This is a genomic window from Paenibacillus sp. NPDC056579 (genome assembly GCF_042793215.1).
In the GTDB taxonomy this organism is placed as follows: Bacteria; Bacillota; Bacilli; order Paenibacillales; family NBRC-103111; genus Paenibacillus_S.
Genome location: NZ_JBHTVD010000009.1, coordinates 200,359 through 219,528, shown reverse-complemented (window position 1 = coordinate 219,528; position 19,170 = coordinate 200,359). Strand labels below are relative to the sequence as shown.

Here is a 19,170-nt window from a genome sequence, read left to right as displayed (position 1 = left end):
AAGTGAATATAAAGTTCCCGAGAACAACAGCGGAGGGCAGATGCCCTCCGCTTGCGTTGTTTGACGGCCGTTCCGCGGGATCATGCTTAAAGGGATAGGCTCCTGGAGGGCGTAAGCACCCGCCTGTATTATTTCACGCTCTCGGTCTCGATCTTCTTGTTGACGGCTTCCTGCGCTGTTCTAAGCGCCGTATTAATATCGGTATCGCCCATGATCAGCTTAGGAATTTGCGCCCGGACGTCTGCCTCGACATGAGTATCGAACGGCGTTTTCGGCGTGGCGGGAGCGAATTGATTGTAGAATACCGCATTTTTGATGTTTTTTGTCTTGTCCGGCGTATCCTGCCCGAATACTTTTTTGATTTCTTCATTTTTCAGAGAAGTAATACCGCCGCTCTTGGAAAAACTGGTCTGATATTCATCAGAAATAAACAGCTTGATGACCTCCATCGCAGCATCCTTCTTTTCGCTGGTCGACGTGATGAACATGTAGCTCGGGTAGCTCTGCGCGCCTACCTTCGGCTTCTCCTTTAAGGCAGGCATCGAGACCACGTCCCAGTTCACATCCTTCAGCCACGCCGAGTCTGCATAAATATAGCTGAACATAGCCGTGTCTTTATTCTTGGAGAACTCGTCGACATAAGGGACCTTATACCACTTCTTCTCCAGCTCCTTCACTTTGTCCTTGTAGCCGGAGCCGCTCATCGGATCGACCAGTGTAGTTTGAACCAACTGCCTCCACTGATCGGACTCAAAGTTCGCCTTTAGCGATTTAGGGTCCACATTGACCAATGACAGCGGATTCATACGCAGGTAATGAACAATGGAGGTGGAGTAGCCGACATACTGGACTCCGCTTTCGGAGCGCGTCATTTTTTTGGACAGCTCGGTTACTTCCTCCCACGTCATGCCGTCCTTCGGATAAGGAACCCCGAATTTGTCGAACAAATCTTTGTTATAGTACATGACCATGGTGCTGTTGCTGATCGGAAGCCCGTACAGCCCGCCCATCAATTTGATAGCATCGATCGTTGTAGGCTCGAAACGGCTTAGGTCGACGTTGTGCTTTTTGACCAGGTCGCTCATATCATACTGCAGGCCCAAATCGAGCAGAGAGCTCTTCAGGCCTATTTGGCCGATGCTGTCCATATAAATATCGATTTTGGTGGAGCCGCTGGAAACCATCTCGGTCAAAGACACGCTCTTATCCTTCGGAATAAACTTAATGGTCACGTGAGGAAGCTTCTCGGCGATATAATTGCCGAATTTTTCTTTAAACTGCTCCTCCGTAATACCCGCATTATTATACACGGACAGCTCTACAGGTTCTTTGCTGGTGCCTGGACCCGCTGCATCCCCTTTGCCGCTCTGGCTGTTGTTCCCGCATGCTGCGAGAGCGCTTGCAGAAAGCGAAATCGCTGCCAACAGTATTGCCGATTTTTTCAACATGTGTTTCTCCCCCTGTAAATTATATTTATGTTTCTGGAAAGTTTCCAAGACCCATTATACTCATCGCTGGTATATTTGTAAAACGTTTCCGGAAATTTTCTGGAAGATTGACAACATGGCAACCATTCGATACGATGAGGGAAATAAAAGATAGAAACGTTCCTTGCACGTTTCTTAAGGGGATTTGTCGCAGCTATGGCTAATTTGCAAGACGTTGCAACAAGAGCAGGCGTGTCCAAAGTTACTGTATCCAAAGTGATCAACAATTACGAATCGGTTTCTCCGGCAACCCGTGAGAAGGTGCTGAGAGTACTGCAGGAAATGAATGTCCATGCCAGCGATTTGAAGCGGTCCAAGGATAACTCGATGATGATCGGAATGTTAATGCCTCTCGGGGACAAGACAGGAAACCGGTTCGGCATGGGGATTCTGGGCGGAGCCGAAGCAAAAGCGCTGGAGAAAGATTATTTCATCGTCATAGGGAACACGGGCAGCAGCGAGCGGGAGATGAAGGTTGCCGCCAAGATGCTTCAACGGGACGTCGACGGTCTTGTATTGTTCAGCGTTAGCAATGAGCAAAAGGGCAGGCATCTTGAGGAACTCATCAATCAGCGCGTCCCGGTTGTTCTGGTCGATCAGAGGCTGGATGAATTTCCTGCGCATGTCGTTCGCGGGGACAATTTTACGGGAGCTCTTAAGCTGATCGATCACCTTATTGAGCTGGGACATCAGCACATCGGCTGTATCAGCCTGGATCCTGCCCGTCGCGCTACTTATGCGGATAGAATCAAAGGCTACCGCATCGGGCTGCTGAATGCCGGAGTTCCCGTGATCGACTCGCACTACCAGGAGGTCGGCAACGGCGTGACCGTCTACGCTGCGACCCAAAAGCTGCTGCAAGCCAAGCCGCAGCCGACGGCGATATTCGTTACACAGCCTACCATGCTGATGAATGTGGTAAAAGCTGTGCAGGAGCAGGGGCTAAAAATTCCTGAAGATATAAGCATCGTAGTGTTTGACGAGCAGTATGCTTTCCTGCCGGACGAGTACCAGGACTTTTTTACTTCCATCAACCAATCCGCCAAGCTGATCGGCAGCATGGCTATTGAAATTTTGTGCCAGCAGCTGGCCGATCCAGGGCTGCAATATCAGGAGATTGTACTGCCGGGCGTTATGAGCATTCGCAAATCGTCGGGACCGGTGCCTGTCCGCAAGGCGTAATTTTTTGTGCAAAAGCGGTACTACGACGGCGGTATAGAGTGATATAATCTTCTTGGATAGCGGGATCTCCCGGTCTTCTATTACAAGCGGAGAGGAATGATGGGTTTGTTCGGAAAAATGGCGTCAGACTTGCTTGGCATAAGCGATATCGGTTCGGTTATCAAGCCTGAAAACTACGACAAGGTAGATTGCGACGATTACGTCATGCACGAGGACAGCGAGAAAATTTTCTTCTTGATCAAGTCCAAGACGGACGAATATTGTTTTACGAACCATGCTTTCATCCATCTGGACGGCACGAGTGCCGTGAGCAAGAAGCGCGTATTGCGCCGCTACAGCTACGGCAGCCACAAAATCAGCGACGTTGCGTTGGAAACCGCCGGTACGATCGATTTGGATTTGGAAATCAAATTCCACCTCGGTTCCTCCGCCTATTCCATCGATGTGCATAAGAAGCATCTGGAAGAAGTGAAGGACCTGTACAAGGCGTTGGTGAAAATATCCGAGATTACCCACGAAAACGAGATTGTGCTCGATTATGCCAGAGAGAGCCTGGAGCTCGCTTCGACTACGCTCAGCCGTACCGTTAACAACGAGAACAGCCTTTCCGAGCAATTCAAGGAGCTGAACGAGGCCGCTTTTTCGTGGATGGTGGACACCCGCAAGAAGTATAAGGTGAAAGACTTCGGTTTCGTGTTCGAGAAGTACATCAATCAATAACAAGCGGTTGTGACGCATGTGCTGCCGCAGCATATAAGCATATTTTCGCCTTTATGGCGGGAATATGCTTTTTTTGGTGTGTGTTCGGAGCTCGGAGGGTATTGGGGGAGCTGAGGGCTGCGGAATGCTTGCACCTGCTCGATACGGATACGGATATGGAAATGGAGGCAAGTCGTAGTAGTGGCACGTTGTATTGGAAATTGGAGATATGCTTTGTAATAATTCCGGCTATGTTAACGGCGAAGACGTTCTCTTACAATGAAGCTACATTACGCTTTGACGGCGCTCTGGATATGGAATCGTTCCAAGAGGATCTTTTGAGATGGCGTGCATGATACCCGATGAGAGATACCGGCATGGAGGAAATTTCGATATGCCGTGGTTTAATGACAGGTATCAGGGACAAACACTTTCTCATCCATGGGCGTTAGGATAGGAGGAGAGACACAACAGCATGGCTATGGAGTTCAAGGCAGCAGAAGTACAGATGAATTGTCGGCATAACAGACGACAATTCGAGATAACCACGTCCCAGTATAAGCTGACGATAGATGAGGACGGGTTTCGGTACGGGTTGGAGCAGCCCGGTTGCACCAAGGCGGCGAAGGTGGAGCCGCACGCCCGATCGGGCCTATGCTTCTCGCGGGCTGACGGGCCAGCTCCGTCACCTGCGAAGTCCGCGCGGCTTGCGGCTTGGGAAGGGGCGGCGGTCCGCTTCGTCGTGGACAATGAAGCCGGACACGAAGCGGACGTCCGAATCGAATGCTTCGAACGGTATGTCCGATTCGACATCACCGTTCGAGGAGAAGCTCCCTTCCTCGTGGAAGGGAGGACCGGGCCGATGTCGCCGGTATACGGGCTCGGCGACTACGGGTCGCAGATCGACACCGTGGCGACGGAGGAGCCGCCGGCCCACGGCAAGCTCGACATCCCGGCCCGGGACCGGGCGAACCTCGCCGGCTACAGGCGCAGCGATATGGTCAATCAGGGGACCAATATGCGGTTTGTGTCCAACTTCGCGGTGTTTCCGGCTCACCGGTTCGCCGCGGTATTGTTCGAGGAAGGCTCGAAGCGCGTCGCCTTTACGGATACCGAGACGATGCTCGGAGCAAGCCGGGCTAAAGGCACCGTCCGGCTGTATTATTTCATGGGCGAGATGGCGGAACTGTACGCCGATTACAAGCGGGTTCGCGAAGCCGAAGGCTATATCGACAAGCGGCCCGGCTACACGATGTTCCGCGTAGGCTGGGAAGCGTACGGCTCGCTCGGCTGGAATTCTTACCAAAGCGAGGTGCAGGACGCGATACAGCAATATTTGGACCGGGGCTACGATCTGGCCTGGGGGGTTATCGGCTCGGGCTTCTGGAAGGGCGACCGGAAAGGCAAATACGAAGGAACGACCACCAGCTTTAATCTGTGGGACGACACCTATGAGGAAGGGCGTACGGACGGGCTGGCCAATCCGAGATTTCCGGATGTGGCGGGGCTGAAGGCTTTTTTTGCGGAGAGGGGCATCAAGCTCATTCTCGGGCTGCGCAACCACCTCAAAGCGCCGGAAGAGGACGGGGGTTGCCATCATCCTGTATACAACGGACCGTATTTGCAGGAAGCGCTGGAGAGGGATTATTTCCTACGGCACCCGGAAGGCGGACTGGTCCGTATTACGAATGCGCAATTCCCGTCCGGCACGGTATACGTTCTGGACAGCCGCAATCCGGAGGCGGTGAGCTGGTTCGTCTCCAAGGCGGAGACGTGGGAGGCGCAGGGCTTCAAGGAAGATGCCATGATTTATACGAAGCATTATGCGGACGGCAATTGGAACAAGCTGAACGAAGCGCTGATGGACCGCGATCTGCACGTTATCGTGCGCAATTCGGCGTACTCGGTGCCGGGCGATCTGATAAGGATTAACGATACGTACTACGGAAGCGGAGAAGGCTATCATTTCGACCAAGACCGCGTTCCGATCAATTTGCTCAATATCGCTGCATCGGGAGCATCCAATCTGTACCCGGATATTACGGGAGGGACGCCCAAGACCGATCCGACCCTGCCTAACTATCAGCGGTACTTCGTGCGCAATGCAATGCTCAATGCCGTAACGCCAGGGATGTCCATGGGCCGTAAGCCTTGGGATATGAACCATCCCGAATACGAGAGCTATGTGAAAAAAGCGGCCGATTGGCACAACCGGTACTCGCCGTATATTTACAGCGCCGTCATGGAGGGGTTCCGCACGGGCTACCCTCATGCGATGACCCCTCTGCATATTGCTTATGCCGACGATCCGTCAACCTATGAACTGATCAACCGGCAGACGAGGCAGTACGAGTGGATGCTTGGCCCTTCGATGCTGGCTGCGCCTTTGTACGGGAACGATTTCGGTACGGCGTCCGCCCGGGACATCTATTTGCCGGCAGGCTCTTGGATCGATTACGAAACGGGTGAACGGTTCGAAGGTCCGGTTACGCTTCACGACTATCCGGTTCCGGAGTGGAAGATCCCCGTTTTCATCGGAGGCAAAGGAGTCGTAGTGTATCACGAGCCGCAGGAAGGCTATATGGTTGAGGTGTATCCAACGACCACGGCCGCCGGTCAAGGCCGCAAATATACGCACACCCATGTGGACGGCATAACGATATCCACCGTTATGCATGGCAACGAAGGCTGGAATCCCGCCACCCTGTGCATACTCAGCGATCAAATCGGTATCGTCCCGCATCGGTACATGGAGCGAACCGGCTCCTACCGGTTCCCGTTGGTTCCGGGAGTGCATTACACGATTGCCGGAGGGCGGTGAGCTGTTCATTTGGCCTTGTTGGGACGGTGCATTTACATGTGCAATCTCCGCAAATCCATGACAGCAGCAGCTCCATTGCTGCGGTGTCGTAAGTCCTGCCGGCTACACACGGTACGATTTGCGGTAGTCCGTCGGAGGCATATGATACTGCTTCGTAAAGATGCGGCTCAAATAAAAGCCGTTCTCATAGCCGCAGCATTGTGCTATCTGGTCGAGCGTCAAATACGTTTCGAGCAGCAGGGAGCGTGCCTTTTCCAGCCTGAGATGCGTTAAATAATCGCTCGGCGTCCATCCGAAGCTGGCTTTGAACCGCTTGGTCAGCTGAGCCGGACTCATCCCAAGCTCCGCGGCGATGTGCCTAAGCTCGAACGATTCGAACGCATTGTGGCGGATCCGTCTCTCCGCCTGCTTCATGAGATTGTCCGATTTGCGGCTGCGCAGCGTCGTCGGATACGGCTCCGCAGGCTCCTCCTCGGAGCAAAACGTATACCACAAATCGCGCACATAATGATTGCGCCGATTGCCCTGTGCGAGAGTGGTAACAATCGGGATGCTGCGCAGGCAAGTGTAGTTCGCTACGAGCCGTTCCGTATTTTGCACGGTTATTTTGCCGGAGATCACCGTCTCTTCGGGGTTGGCGTGCGGATCCTTCTCATGGGTCCAGATCAAGCGGACGAAATGGAAGCTGGCCGGTTCCACCACCACCCGGTGGAAGCTCGTATTTGGCGGGCACAAGAGCAAATCCCCGAAAGAGGCCGTACCTTTATGCTCGCCGAATTCATAGTAGATGGCGCCTTCTTCTATAGCAAACAGCGTCCAATCGGTATACCGGTCCTCATAAAGCAGAAATTTCTCTTTTCGTTCCCAATAATCGTAGTAAGTAATGGTGGGAATATAATCGGAAAGCAAGTGAGGCTTCATCCGGCCCGGTCTCCTTCGCGGTGACTTGTTATGAATATAGTATACCATCGGATTACCGGCCTTTGCGTTAGTTTCGCTCATTTCGTAGATGGAAAATGAAGATATGCCTGCTTCAATTGAAGGTATGTCATTCAGATGGCGCTTTTCTTACAATAAAGGCGAGAAAGGGTTTTCACAAAGGCGGGGGGAGTTTGTATGAGAGCGGGAATAAGAGTGCATGCCTCATGCTTGACGGTGCTGTTGCTTGCGGGAACGGCGGCAGGCTGCGGGAAGGAAGAAACGGCTCCACGGGATAAAGGAGCGGCGGAGCCTGTGAAGCTGGTGCTGGCGAGTCATCTGCCGATCAACGACGAGTTCAACAAGCTGTATATCGAGCCGGTGCGCGCCAAGTATCCGAACATTACTTTGGAGGTCATTTCGGGAAATCAGCTGGAGCAGTGGGACCAATACATCGCCTCGGGACAAATTCCGGATATGTTCATTACGTTTAACGGCAACCTGCCGCCTCTCGCCGAACGGGGGGTCATAGAAGATATGACGCCGCAGTTCCAGAGCAGAAAGCTGGATACGGGCCGTTTTCAGGACAATTACCTGAACGATATCCGATACGCCGTTACGGAAAAAGGCGAGCTATACGGGCTCCCTATAGAGACAACCTTCCATGCGCTGTACTATAACAAAAATATTTTCGATAAATTCGGGGTCGCATACCCCAAAGACGGCATGACCTGGGAAGAAACGATCGATATTGCGCAAAAGGTGACGAGACAAGAGAACGACGTCCAATATAGAGGACTGGATATAACGAATGTTCCCCGGCTGGCACAGCCTCTAGGGCTTGAATATGTGGACCGCAAGACGGAAAAAGCGATCGTCAACACCGATACGTGGAAGAGGGTATTCGAGCTGGGCAAGCAAGTATACACGATTCCGGGCAACGCCCCTTCGGCCAACGCCGAGCTGAACGGGCAGAAAGGATTTTTGAAGTCACAAACGGTGGCGATGCTCTCCGACATCAATTTGTTCTCACAGCTTACCGAAGCGGAGAAAAGCGGGCTGAACTGGGACGTCGTGCAGCATCCGTACTATAAGGAGCAGCCGAATGTGTTCGGCAATGCGAGCGTTTATGTCGTAGGAGCAACGAAATCATCGAAGCATAAAGAGCAGGCGCTGCAGGTGATGGAGGTGATGACCTCCGACGAGGTGCAGATGAACGTATCTCGTCTGGGCCGCGTATCTCCGCTCAAAAGCCCCGATATCCAGAAGGCGTTCGGGCAGGACAATCCGCTGCTGAAAGGGAAAAATACGGCGGGTATCGTCAAAAGCCATCCGGTAAAATATCCGGTCTATGTGTACCGGGATCTTAGCGAAAAAATCGTGCGACAGAAATTCGACGATTTCGCTGCGGGCAAGGCGGATGTGAATACGCTGCTGCGGCAGGCGGAGGAAGAAATCAACAAGGCCGTTCAGATCGAACAGCTGAAGAAAAAATAAAGTTGAGGATTGGAAGGGGTGAAGTGAACACCATGTTGAAAATCGGGATATGCGGCGTCGGCTCCTTTTCGGAGGCGTTCATTCCGCTGTTTAAGGCTCATCCGCTGGTGAGCGAAGTCGTGCTTGCGGATCTGCTGCCGGATCGGCTGGCACATGTAGCGGCCAAATACGGGATCAAACGGACGCTTCCCTCTCACGATTCTTTGTGCCAAAGCGATGTGGACGCCATAGCGATCTTCGCGCAGAGGCATTTGCACGGACCGTTGACCATTCAAGCGCTGAAGGCAGGCAAGCATGTATACTGCGCCGTGCCGATCGCTTCGACACTGGAGGAGATCGCGGATGTCGTCAAGGTGGTTGAAGAAACGCAGCTCATCTATATGAACGGTGAAACTTGCTACTATTACCCGCATACGATTTATTGCCGAGACCGGTTCAAGCAGGGAGATTTCGGCCATTTCGTCTACGGCGAGGCGGCCTATCTGCACGATATGTCACATGGCTTTTACCAGGCGTTCCAGCATTCCGGAGGCGCCGATTGGAAGAAGGTGGCGGGCTTTCCGCCGATGTTTTACCCGACGCATTCCACGAGCATGATAATATCCGTCACCGGACAGCGGATGACGCAGGTCAGCTGTCTTGGCTATCGCGACCGGCATGAGGACGGTATTTTTACGGAGGGCGGCAATTTGTGGAGCAATCCGTACAGCAATCAAACGGCGCTGCTCCGTTCTTCGGACGGCGGGATGGTCCGCATCAACGAATTTCGCCGCGTCGGCTGGTGGGGGCGGTCGAGCAGCAACCCGGTCAGCATTTTTGGAACGAAAGGAAGCTTTGAGGAGAACAGCGGAGGGCAATATTGGACGGAGCTTGCGCATAACCAAATCGTCGATTTGTCGGAGCTGCTTCACTGTGCCAGAAACCACATACCGAAGGAAGACGAACATCTTCACGAGGTGCTGCAAAAAGATTTCAACAGCCTGTTCTCGCCGATCCATCCCGTACACCGGCTCCCGGAATCGTTCCAAGGGCTCCGCAACGGGCATCTGGGCTCGCACCAATTTTTGGTGGACGACTTCGTCAAGTCCGTGTTTACGGGTAAGCTGCCCCCTGTCAACGTATGGGAGGCGGCCAAATATTGCGCCCCCGGTCTGGTGGCGCACGAATCGGCGTTACGCGAAGGCGTCATGATGGACATTCCTGATTTCGGCGACGCGCCGGAAGGCTGGGACCTGCTGGACCCGGATCAGCCGTTGGATGTGTAGGTTTAAGGCAGCATGCAAAGCGGAATCGAGCGGAACCGTTGTGAAAGCAGAGCGGTTTGGGAGCGACCGATTTTGAATGATTATTGAAATTCATAATGGAATAGGAGTGAGGGCGTTCGTGTATCGGTACAGCGCTACGCAGTGGATTTTTGGAAAAGAGCCTTTGGAGCGGACATGCGCCCGCTTGCATTCGGCTGGGTATGACGGTATCGAGCTGTCCGGCGAACCGTACGGGATGGATATCCGTGCGACTCAGGAGCTGCTGTCGGCATATGGGTTGAGCTGTACCTCCATCTGTGGCATTTATACGCCGGAGCGGGATTTGAGCTCGGCGGACCCCGGCTTGAGGCAGCGGGCCGTACAATATGTCAAAGATTGCATAGACTTGGCAGAGGAGGTCGGCGCAGCGCATGTCATCGTAGTGCCGTCCCCTGTAGGCAAGCTGGCTCCTGCGGCGGCGAGGGAAGAGGAATGGAGCTGCGCAGTTGACAGCTTGCGGGAGGCGGGCCGCTATGCGGCAGGCCGCGGAGTACGGCTGGCAGTGGAAGCGCTGAACCGGTACGAGACGTACATGGTGAACCGGCTGGCCGATGCGAAGCGGCTCGTTGAGGAAGTCGACGTTCCTTCCGTAAAGCTGATGGCTGATCTGTTCCATATGAACATAGAAGAGCGGAGCTGCGAGGATGCATTGCGTTCGATCGCGACCGAACTGATCCACGTCCACTTGGCCGATAATACCCGTGAGGCGGCGGGCCGTGGACAGACCGATTTTGACGGTATCGTGAGTACCTTGCTGCAGATCGGGTATAAGGGACCACTGACGATGGAGTTTTTGCCAAGAGTATCCGATCCTTATGCTGCATCGCATCGGGAGTCAGCGGACGAGGAGACGTCTGGCGGCGAGGACTGCCGGTTTGCCATAGCACATATCCGGGACGCGGTGCAGAGAGCTGGACAGAAGCTCAAAGAAGAAAATACTGAGGGGGGAACAGGCGATGAAGCATAAATCATGGAAGCTTGTGCTGGCATATACTTGTCTCTCGACCGTGCTTGCCGCTTGCGGCAGCGGTTCGGAAGGAGCTGCCGGGAGCGGGAAGGCGTCCCAGGAAGCGGCAAACCAGCCGGCCAAACAGGAGGAATTGAAGCCGGTGACGATCCGGCTGTTCCCGAACCAACAGGTAACTGATGCCGATTTCAAGAAGCTGATTGCGGACCCGGTCAAGAAAAAGTACCCGCATATCACGGTAGAGATGGTTGCCAAAGACTCGGCCAAATGGCTGCCGGATTACGTCGCGTCGGGAGAAATCATGGACCTGGTGACGATATGGAACGGTACGCTGCCGAGCTATGAGGATTTGGGCTTGTACGAGGACATTACGCCGCTTGCGAAGAAGTTTAACTTGGATCTGAGCCGGTTTGATCAAGGTGCATTGGATACAATCCGCGAGGTAGCTCCTAACAAGGAGTTGTATGCGCTTCCATATGGTGTGCAAATCAATGCATTGTATTACAACAAGGACATCTTCGACAAATTCGGCGTTCCGTATCCGAAGGACGGTATGACTTGGGACGACGCTATGGAGCTGTCCAAGAAGCTGACCCGCGAGGAAAACGGGATTGCTTACAGGGGTCTCGATCCGGAGTCGCTGACCCGAATGCTGTTCCCGATGTCGCTTAACGTTGTTGATAACAAGACGCAGAAATCGAGTGTGAATACCGAACCTTACAAGCGGGTATTCGATGTGACGAACCGTATTTATTCCTTGCCGGGCAACAAGCCGAAAACGCTCACGCAAAATGCGGCCGATGTGTTTATCAAAGAAAAAAACGTAGCGATGCTGGCTACCGTTAATATGTTCGACAAGCTCCGCACCGACCCGGGGTTTCAGTGGGATGTAGCGCAATATCCAAGCTACTCGGAGAGGCCGAATACCTTCGGCATGTTCGACCTGCACACGATCTTCATTACGAAAACAAGCAAGCATAAGGACGACGCTATGAGAGTGTTGGAGGTGCTATTCTCCGATGAGGTACAGATGATCAGTACGAAGGAGACGGGGCGGGTATCGCCGCTCAAGGATCCGAAATTCAATCAGGCCTTCGGCGCAGATATGCCGCATCTGAAGGGGAAAAGCTTGCAGAGCATCTTCAAAAGCAAGCCGGCGCAGAGCCCGCCCTTCTCGATGTTCTACACCAAGGGAATCGCACTGCTGCGCAACAGCTTCGCCGAGGTGGCGGACGGCAAGAAAGACGTGAATACGGCGCTGAGAGAAGCCGACGAGAAAATTAACCAAATGATCGAGACGGATAAAAAGAAGTAGACGGGGAGCCGTCCTTGTAGTCGATGAACTGCCTGTGCAGTTTAAAGTGAAAAGGCCGTTGCAAACGAAGCCTTCCTGGTGTGGAAGCGATTCGGTTTGCGGCGGCTTTTTTGCGTGGGCTTTTTGATAGGCGGAGCCATAGGACGATGTTTCGTGATCGAGGTGATGCAGATTGCGACGATGGGTGACAGTGTATGTTTTTGCAGAGGCAGGAGACGTTCGTCGGGCGTTGGTATGCAATGCGACTATAGGCGGCTAGGGTAAGAAGTGTGACAAAGACGAAGCGGACCGTAGATCCGCTATTTCACCATGTTGGAGCCAAAACGGTGCGTTTGCGGACAGAGGATCCGTTATTCACTCTATTTGCAGCGAAAAGGAGGTCTCTTTCGGCTAATAAGGGATTCTCTGTCCGTAAGAGCACAGAAAGGGGGCATTTTTGACAAAATAGCGGAACGTGTGTCCGCTCTGAGTGAAAGGAGGCAATACAGGTGTCGAGTTCGGTGAAATGGGGCTGGCAGGATACTTGTTGCTTGCAGTAGTAGACACAGGATTGAAACCGTGTCTGAATTCAACGCTTCCTGTTTCAGCAACAACTCCAGCTTACAGTTGCATCGCAGTTTGCTATCGACCGCTTGCCTGCCGATTGACATCGAAAAGGCCGAAAAAGCCCGCCGCTGCGCGGTAAGGGCAAATTTCGCATATGCCGCAATCGAAACGGCTTATGTACAAATGCGGCATGGATTGATTAAACTAAACCATTATTTGAACGTTGAAATGCATGGTTGAAATGCATGGTTAGGCACGAACAGATCGACTGCAGCTCGTTAGAAAAAGCGAGTCGAAAAAAGGGAGATGCATCATGGGGGTACCGGTTCCGGTTCAAAGAGAGAAGATCTACTATAATCCGCTCGCTGCGGACAAAGATGTAAGCGGTTTTCGCATGGAGGGCGAAGCGGCGGTGTCGTTTCCGAACGGACGCATGCGGATGGAAAATAAACTGGACCCGGCGGAAGGCCAGTCGTCCAATTTCGTATTCTGGTGCCCGGAGACGTTCCCGGCGGATATTGCCGTTACGTGGGATTTTTGGCCGGTGCGGGAGCCGGGACTGTGCATGCTGTTTTTCTCCGCCGCAGGCCGCAACGGAGAAGACTTGTTCGCGCCTCACCTGGCGCCGCGGTCGGGGCCGTATGAGCATTATCACAGCGGGGAGATCAACGCGCTGCACGTATCGTATTTCCGCCGAAGGTACCCGGAGGAGCGCGCTTTTCACACCTGCAACCTACGCAAAAGCTATGGAGCCCACCTCGTATGCCAAGGGGCCGATCCGATTCCCGACGTGTACGATGCAAAAGGCCCTTACCGCCTGGAGCTGACGAAATTCGGTGCGGACATTACTTTTTCCGTGAACGGCTTGACGGTGTTCCGCTGGACGGACGACGGGCAGACGTACGGGCCGCTGCTGGGCGGGGGCAAGCTCGGCTTCCGGCAGATGGCGCCGCTCATTGGAGAATACGCTAACTTGACGGTATACGCTTTGCGACAAGCGTAGCGCCACATCAGAGAGGAGCAGGAAGATGACGATATACAGCTTCGAAACGGGAATCCCCGATAATATTACGTGCGACGGCCAGTCTAGGCTGGCCATAAGCAATGTACGATACAAGGACGGCAATAACAGCTTGCAGTGGGACTATTCGGCCGAGGGAGCTTATCTCCAAGTAAACGGGCCCATCGGATACCGGCCGTTTCAGGAAGGCTCGAAAAGTCAGGCGCGGGACTCGTTCGCCGTATGGATTTACAATCCGGAGCCGCAGGACGGCAAGCTGCTGTTTCAGTTCGGCCGGGAGGCCGCAGGAAAGACCGTAGTCGACTGCTGGTTCGAGTTCGGGCTGCAGTTTCAAGGCTGGCGGACGGCATGGGTCGCCTACGAAAGAGATATGCAGGGAGCGCCGCATCCGGAGATGAACCGTTTGATAATCAAAGGGCCTCAGCACCCGGGAACGGGCCGCGGTACGCTGTTCATCGACCAGCTGCTGCTGTGCACTCCGATCGATCCGCGGTTCCATACGCGCGATTTCCAAGTGCCCTTCGTGAACTTGCGGGCCGACATTGCCGCAAACTCGCATTGGCTCAGCTTGTACGCTTTCGAGCAGCTGGAGCGCCGGCTCCCGGTAGAGCGGGCTATCGCACCGGAGCAAACCCAAAGCCACGAGCGCATGAACGAGCGGTTTGAGCGGTACTTTTTCCGCGCGCGCACCGTTACGGCTGAAGCGATGGATAAAATGGAGGCGGCCTTCGCCTCGTACGGCATCGCCCGAAATGGCAGCACTATCGAAGGACGGCCGGTTGAGCTGCCTTTCTTCGATCATTTTCCTCTACAGGATAAGGATCGGCTGAAGGCGCTGGCGAACAGCGTGCAGCTGATCGACTATACGAAGCTGATGATGAATATCGCCTTAAGCTACCGTTCCACGGAGCATGACGAGTGGCGAAAGAAGCTGCAGGCGATGTTTATCGGCTTGATCGATCATCTGGACGATCAGGGATGGACCTACGGGAGCTCGCAAGGGACGGTGCACCATTTCGGCTACAGCTTCCGTACGTTTTATCCCGCTGTCTTCCTGATGCGGGATGTGCTAAGACGCGAAGGGCGGCTGGAGCTGGCACAGCGGACGATGTACTGGTTCAGCGGAGCCGGGCGCATCCATACGCCGCTTGAGGAAGTGGAAGGCAACATCGATATTTTCAACACGACGCTGCACGGGATGCTCGCCAGTCTGCTCATCATGGACGAAACGCCGTACAAAGTACGCGAGCTTCAGGCTTTCCGCCTATGGCTGAGCCAGTCGCTGCTCCCGGCACGCGGTCTGCGCGCCGCCTACAAGATCGACGGATCGGCGTACCACCACGTCAACCATTACCCGGCCTATGCGGTCGGGGGCTTTCAAGGCGTTACGCCGGTCATGTACTTCCTGAGCGGCACGCCTTACCGCGTGACGGAGGAGGCGCACCGTACGGCCCGCAAGGCGCTGTTATCCATGCGGCTGTACTCGAACAAATACGAGTGGCTGGTCAGCTTGTCCGCCCGCCATCCTACGGGCAAATGGGCTCTCGACGTCCAGCCGTTCGAGTTTATGGCGCTGGCTGGAAGCCCTGATGGTGCTAGCGAGGTAGACGAAGAGGTGGCAGCAGCCTACTTGCGCCTTCTGCAACCGGGTGAAACGGGCGAATCGGCCGAACGGTTCGCTGCGATGGGCATTCGGCCGGAGCAGGACCCGAACGGCCACTGGACGATGAATTATGCGGCGCTCGCCATGCACCGCAGAGCTTCGTGGCTGGCGGGAGTACGTGGACACAGCCGCTACTTGTGGGCGAACGAGACCTACGTAAGCGCCAATTTGTACGGAAGATACATCTCGCACGGCCATCTGCAAATTATGGCCAAGGGCGACCCGATCAACAACGCCGACAGCGGATATTCGCACGACGGCTGGGACTGGAACCGCTGGCCCGGCACTACGACGGTCCATAAGCCGATAGCGGAGCTGCGCTCCGACGTCCGCAACGTAGATACGTTCAGCGGCTTCGAGGAAATGCTGCTGTCCGATGAAACGTATGCAGGCGGGCTCCATCTCGAGGGGCGCAACGGCATGTTCGCGATGAAGCTGCATGAGCATCCGAAGTACGAGGGATCGCATAGAGCGAGAAAATCGTTCTTTTTCTTCGAGGACCGAATCATTTGTCTCGGTACGGACATTGAGAACGATAATGACCGGTATCCTACCGAAACGACGCTGTTCCAAAACCATGTAGCCAGCTCGAGCGAGCGCGTATGGCTGAACGGAACCGGCTTTGACGGCGGCTCTCGAAAAATGGAATTAGACAATGATGCATGGATATTGGATAATAAGGACAACGGATTTTACGTTCCGGCCGGACAATCGATATCATTAACCAAGCTGCTGCAATCTTCGAAGCATCAGGCGACCGATGCGGATACCGAAGGATTCTTCGCTTCCGCGTGGCTGGAGCATGGGACGGCGCCGAAGAATGCCGGTTACGAATATGCGATGGTAGTGCAGACCGATCGCGATGCCATTCGAAGCTTCTGCGAAGCGATGCAATCCGCGGAGACGGCGCATTATACGGTGCTGCGCAAGGACCGTACCGCGCATATCGTCCGCGACCGCGCCAGCCGAACAACCGCCTACGCGCTGTTCGAAGCGAATGAAAGCGTCAACAGCGGCCATGTCGCTGCCGTCGATACCCCTTCCATGATCATGGTCCGGGAAGAAGGGGACGACCTTATAATCAGCGCCGTTGATCCCGATCTGCGTCTGTACTCGGGAATCGAGGCCGACCAATATGACGAGCAGGGCCAACTGCGCGAAGTCAGCCTATATTCCCGTAAGTGGGTTCATGCCGAGAGCGAGCCGCACACGCTGCGGATTACGCTGAACGGGAGCTGGACCGTTACGGAGACCGCTGCCGAGGGCATCCGCGCGGTTATCGGCGGGGATGGGCGCACCGTCATCGAGCTGACGTGCAAGGATGCGATGCCGCTGCAGTGGAAGCTCACGAAACGAAACGATTAACCGGGAACACATCGACAATGAACATTTGAGGGGGAGGAGTACTGGGATGAAATCTGCGATTAATCGGCTGCCGGTCTTTTATCGATATCTTTTGTCCTTTATTGTGCTTCTCCTGCTTCCGCTTCTCTTTCTTGGAACGACAGGATATTTGCGGCTCGCCGATATTGTTGGCAACGAGGTCGAGCGCAACAACCAGGCGATGCTGGACAAGATGCAGGACGAGGTAGACCAGAAGCTGATCCAGATGAACAAAATCGCGGGGCAGATTACGCAGACGCCCGAGTTGTCGCCTTATGTGCTGACGCACGATCCGCTTAGCATGTACGAGGGAAGAAAAGTGCTGGAAGGCAAGGTCGTGGATGACAGCATCCGCGAGGTGCTGCTGCATATCCGCGGCTCGGACTATTTGTATTCCTCGCTTAGCGTATACAAAGTAAAGGACTTTGTAACCGATTTCTATCATTATGCCGACTGGTCGGAGAAGCAGTTCCCCGAAGATTTGAACAGCTTAACCGCACCGGTGCTGAGACCGGCGGAGGACGTCAAGATTGACGGTCTTCCCGTTCAGCGGCTCGTTACGTACGTGGTGCCGATTCCGATTAACAGCCAGCGTCCGTATGGGACGGTGCTGTTCATTATGAAAGAGGATATGATGCTGAGGGGGCTGAGTCCCCAGAAGACGCTTCCGCAAGGAAATGCGGTCGTATTCGATCAGCAGGGACGGGTGCTGTCAGCATACAAGCAGGAGCCTTACTTGAGCGACCCTAATTTTTACCGGCAGCTTACGGGAAACACAGGCGATATAAAGCTGGATATTCAGGATAAGACGTATGCCGTCACCTACCAGAAATCGCCCAAAAGCGGCTTGACTTACGTCATGCTGCTGCCGCAAACATCGGTTGTCGCGCCCGTAAACCGCGTTATTTTCGAATGGATCAACAGCTTGCTGGTCATTTTTATCGTGGGCTGCTTATTCGTTTATTTCATCATGCTCTTCAACTACAAGCCGGTCCAACGGCTGGCGGCATTGGTGGAAGCGGTCCGCGGCCAGTCGATCCGCAGGGCGAACGAGTTCGACGCCATCGGCAGCGTCATTCACGATATGGTCGATTCCAACCGGATGCTCGGCCGGAAGCTCGAGGAGAACCGTTCGGCAATCAAGGAGCATCTGCTGGTCGGCCTGCTGAAAGGCGAAATGAAAACGCTGCAGGAGGTCAACGAGCGGGGGGAAGAGGTCGGGATCGTGTTCCCGTTCGCTCAGACTGCCGTGCTGCTGTTGGAGTTTCCGGCATCGCTCATTCCCTACAAGGACAACATCATCGGCGAAGTGGAGCGGCAGTTTGACAGTGATTGCATCGGCTATTGCAAGGAAAGTCTGGAGCCGCAGCGGGCGATGTTCATCATGTCGGTGTACAGCTCCACGGACGATTGGAAGCAGTGGCTGGAAAAGCTTCGCGAGCATTTGAGCGCCGTCTTCGAGGCGCCGATCACAATGGGAGCCGGCAATTTGTATGCGGAGCTTGCCCAGGTAGGGCGCTCTTATTTGGAAGCGTCTACGGCTATCGATTACAAGCTGATCCGGGGCAACCAGCGGACGATTTTCTTCGATGAGCTGATGGCTCACGATCATGAGGATGTGTTTAATCCGAGACGGGTGCTCGAGGAGATCGATATGGTGCTGCAGCACGGCAACCCGGACCGGATCGCCGATGCCGTCAATCAAATCGCCGTACGCATGAAGCAAAGCGGGTTGACGCTGTTCATCGCGAGAGAGCTGTGCTACGACATCATTCGCAAGTTTATCGCCTATATCGAGAAAAAACAGCCGGGCAGCTCGAACGGCAGCTTTCCGGACGTCATGACGCTGACCGATTTCACGACGCTCGACGAAATCGCCGACCTGTTCACCACCGCCTGCGCAACGCTGTGCGATTCGCTCAAGGAGCGCAAGCCGGCCTCGTCTACGGCGCTGATCGAGCAGATCACGCAATATATACTGCACCATTACAGCGAGTCCGACTTCTCCGTGCAAAAGATTGCGGATCATTTCTCGCTCTCGCTGTCTTATTTAAGCCGGTATTTCAAGGAGCAGACCGGACGTACTGTCATGGACTACCTGAACGAGATCCGGATCGATCAGGCCAAGCTGCTGCTGAGAACGAACGACAATTCGGTGAAGGATATCGTTCAGCAGGTAGGCTACTACGATGTATCCAGCTTTATCCGCAAGTTCAAGCAGTCCGTCGGCGTGACGCCGGGAGAATACCGTAAGCAGCAGCGCGCATAGCCTGGAGCTGCTTTGCAGCCTTTATCCTTTGAGCCAGTCTACCTGCCTTGTATACGGGAGTCTCTGCCATCTCTTTCTTCAAGTAAAGCAGTCCGCAG

General features: G+C 54.3%; 12 protein-coding genes. 10 read left to right on the top strand and 2 right to left on the bottom strand.

Annotated features, from left to right (window positions below; genetic code table 11):
- Nucleotides 1-128: 128 nt before the first annotated feature.
- Entirely contained in the window at nt 129-1,448 is a 1,320-nt protein-coding gene (locus ACFQ88_RS29285) for an ABC transporter substrate-binding protein (protein ID WP_239630293.1), read from the bottom strand.
- A 195-nt stretch (nt 1,449-1,643) separates the two neighbouring features.
- Between ACFQ88_RS29285 and ACFQ88_RS29280 the strand changes: the two genes are divergently transcribed.
- The 3 genes from ACFQ88_RS29280 (at nt 1,644) to ACFQ88_RS29270 (ending at nt 6,189) form a co-directional block, all read left to right on the top strand.
- Nucleotides 1,644-2,669, top strand: coding sequence for a LacI family DNA-binding transcriptional regulator (locus tag ACFQ88_RS29280; protein ID WP_239630292.1), 1,026 nt, complete (start codon nt 1,644-1,646; stop codon nt 2,667-2,669).
- A gap of 105 nt (nt 2,670-2,774) precedes the next feature.
- Nucleotides 2,775-3,389, top strand: coding sequence for a PH domain-containing protein (locus ACFQ88_RS29275; protein ID WP_239630291.1), 615 nt, complete (start codon nt 2,775-2,777; stop codon nt 3,387-3,389).
- A gap of 454 nt (nt 3,390-3,843) precedes the next feature.
- The gene (locus ACFQ88_RS29270) at nt 3,844-6,189 is read left to right on the top strand and encodes a TIM-barrel domain-containing protein (RefSeq protein ID WP_239630290.1); all 2,346 of its coding nucleotides are present in this window, start codon (nt 3,844-3,846) and stop codon (nt 6,187-6,189) included.
- A gap of 102 nt (nt 6,190-6,291) precedes the next feature.
- Here ACFQ88_RS29270 and ACFQ88_RS29265 read toward each other — a convergent pair whose 3' ends face one another.
- Entirely contained in the window at nt 6,292-7,110 is an 819-nt protein-coding gene (locus ACFQ88_RS29265) for a helix-turn-helix domain-containing protein (RefSeq protein ID WP_379459792.1), read from the bottom strand.
- Nucleotides 7,111-7,305: 195 nt separating this feature from the next.
- Between ACFQ88_RS29265 and ACFQ88_RS29260 the strand changes: the two genes are divergently transcribed.
- From ACFQ88_RS29260 to ACFQ88_RS29230, 7 genes are all read left to right on the top strand, one after another.
- Nucleotides 7,306-8,604 (top strand): ABC transporter substrate-binding protein, encoded by a 1,299-nt coding sequence (locus ACFQ88_RS29260; RefSeq protein WP_379459790.1) that lies wholly within the window; start codon nt 7,306-7,308, stop codon nt 8,602-8,604.
- Between the two features lie 32 nt (nt 8,605-8,636).
- Complete coding sequence (locus ACFQ88_RS29255) at nt 8,637-9,869, top strand: Gfo/Idh/MocA family protein (RefSeq protein ID WP_379460067.1); 1,233 nt, start codon at nt 8,637-8,639, stop codon at nt 9,867-9,869.
- A 118-nt stretch (nt 9,870-9,987) separates the two neighbouring features.
- Complete coding sequence (locus tag ACFQ88_RS29250) at nt 9,988-10,875, top strand: sugar phosphate isomerase/epimerase family protein (protein ID WP_379459788.1); 888 nt, start codon at nt 9,988-9,990, stop codon at nt 10,873-10,875.
- Complete coding sequence (locus ACFQ88_RS29245) at nt 10,865-12,190, top strand: ABC transporter substrate-binding protein (RefSeq protein WP_379459786.1); 1,326 nt, start codon at nt 10,865-10,867, stop codon at nt 12,188-12,190. Before ACFQ88_RS29250 ends, ACFQ88_RS29245 begins: the two co-directional genes overlap by 11 nt.
- A gap of 859 nt (nt 12,191-13,049) precedes the next feature.
- The gene (locus ACFQ88_RS29240; RefSeq protein ID WP_379459784.1) at nt 13,050-13,739 is read left to right on the top strand and encodes a DUF1961 family protein; all 690 of its coding nucleotides are present in this window, start codon (nt 13,050-13,052) and stop codon (nt 13,737-13,739) included.
- A 25-nt stretch (nt 13,740-13,764) separates the two neighbouring features.
- The gene (locus ACFQ88_RS29235) at nt 13,765-16,785 is read left to right on the top strand and encodes a chondroitinase family polysaccharide lyase (RefSeq protein ID WP_379459782.1); all 3,021 of its coding nucleotides are present in this window, start codon (nt 13,765-13,767) and stop codon (nt 16,783-16,785) included.
- Between the two features lie 46 nt (nt 16,786-16,831).
- Nucleotides 16,832-19,072 (top strand): helix-turn-helix domain-containing protein, encoded by a 2,241-nt coding sequence (locus tag ACFQ88_RS29230; RefSeq protein ID WP_239630283.1) that lies wholly within the window; start codon nt 16,832-16,834, stop codon nt 19,070-19,072.
- The last annotated feature ends 98 nt before the right edge of the window (nt 19,073-19,170 follow it).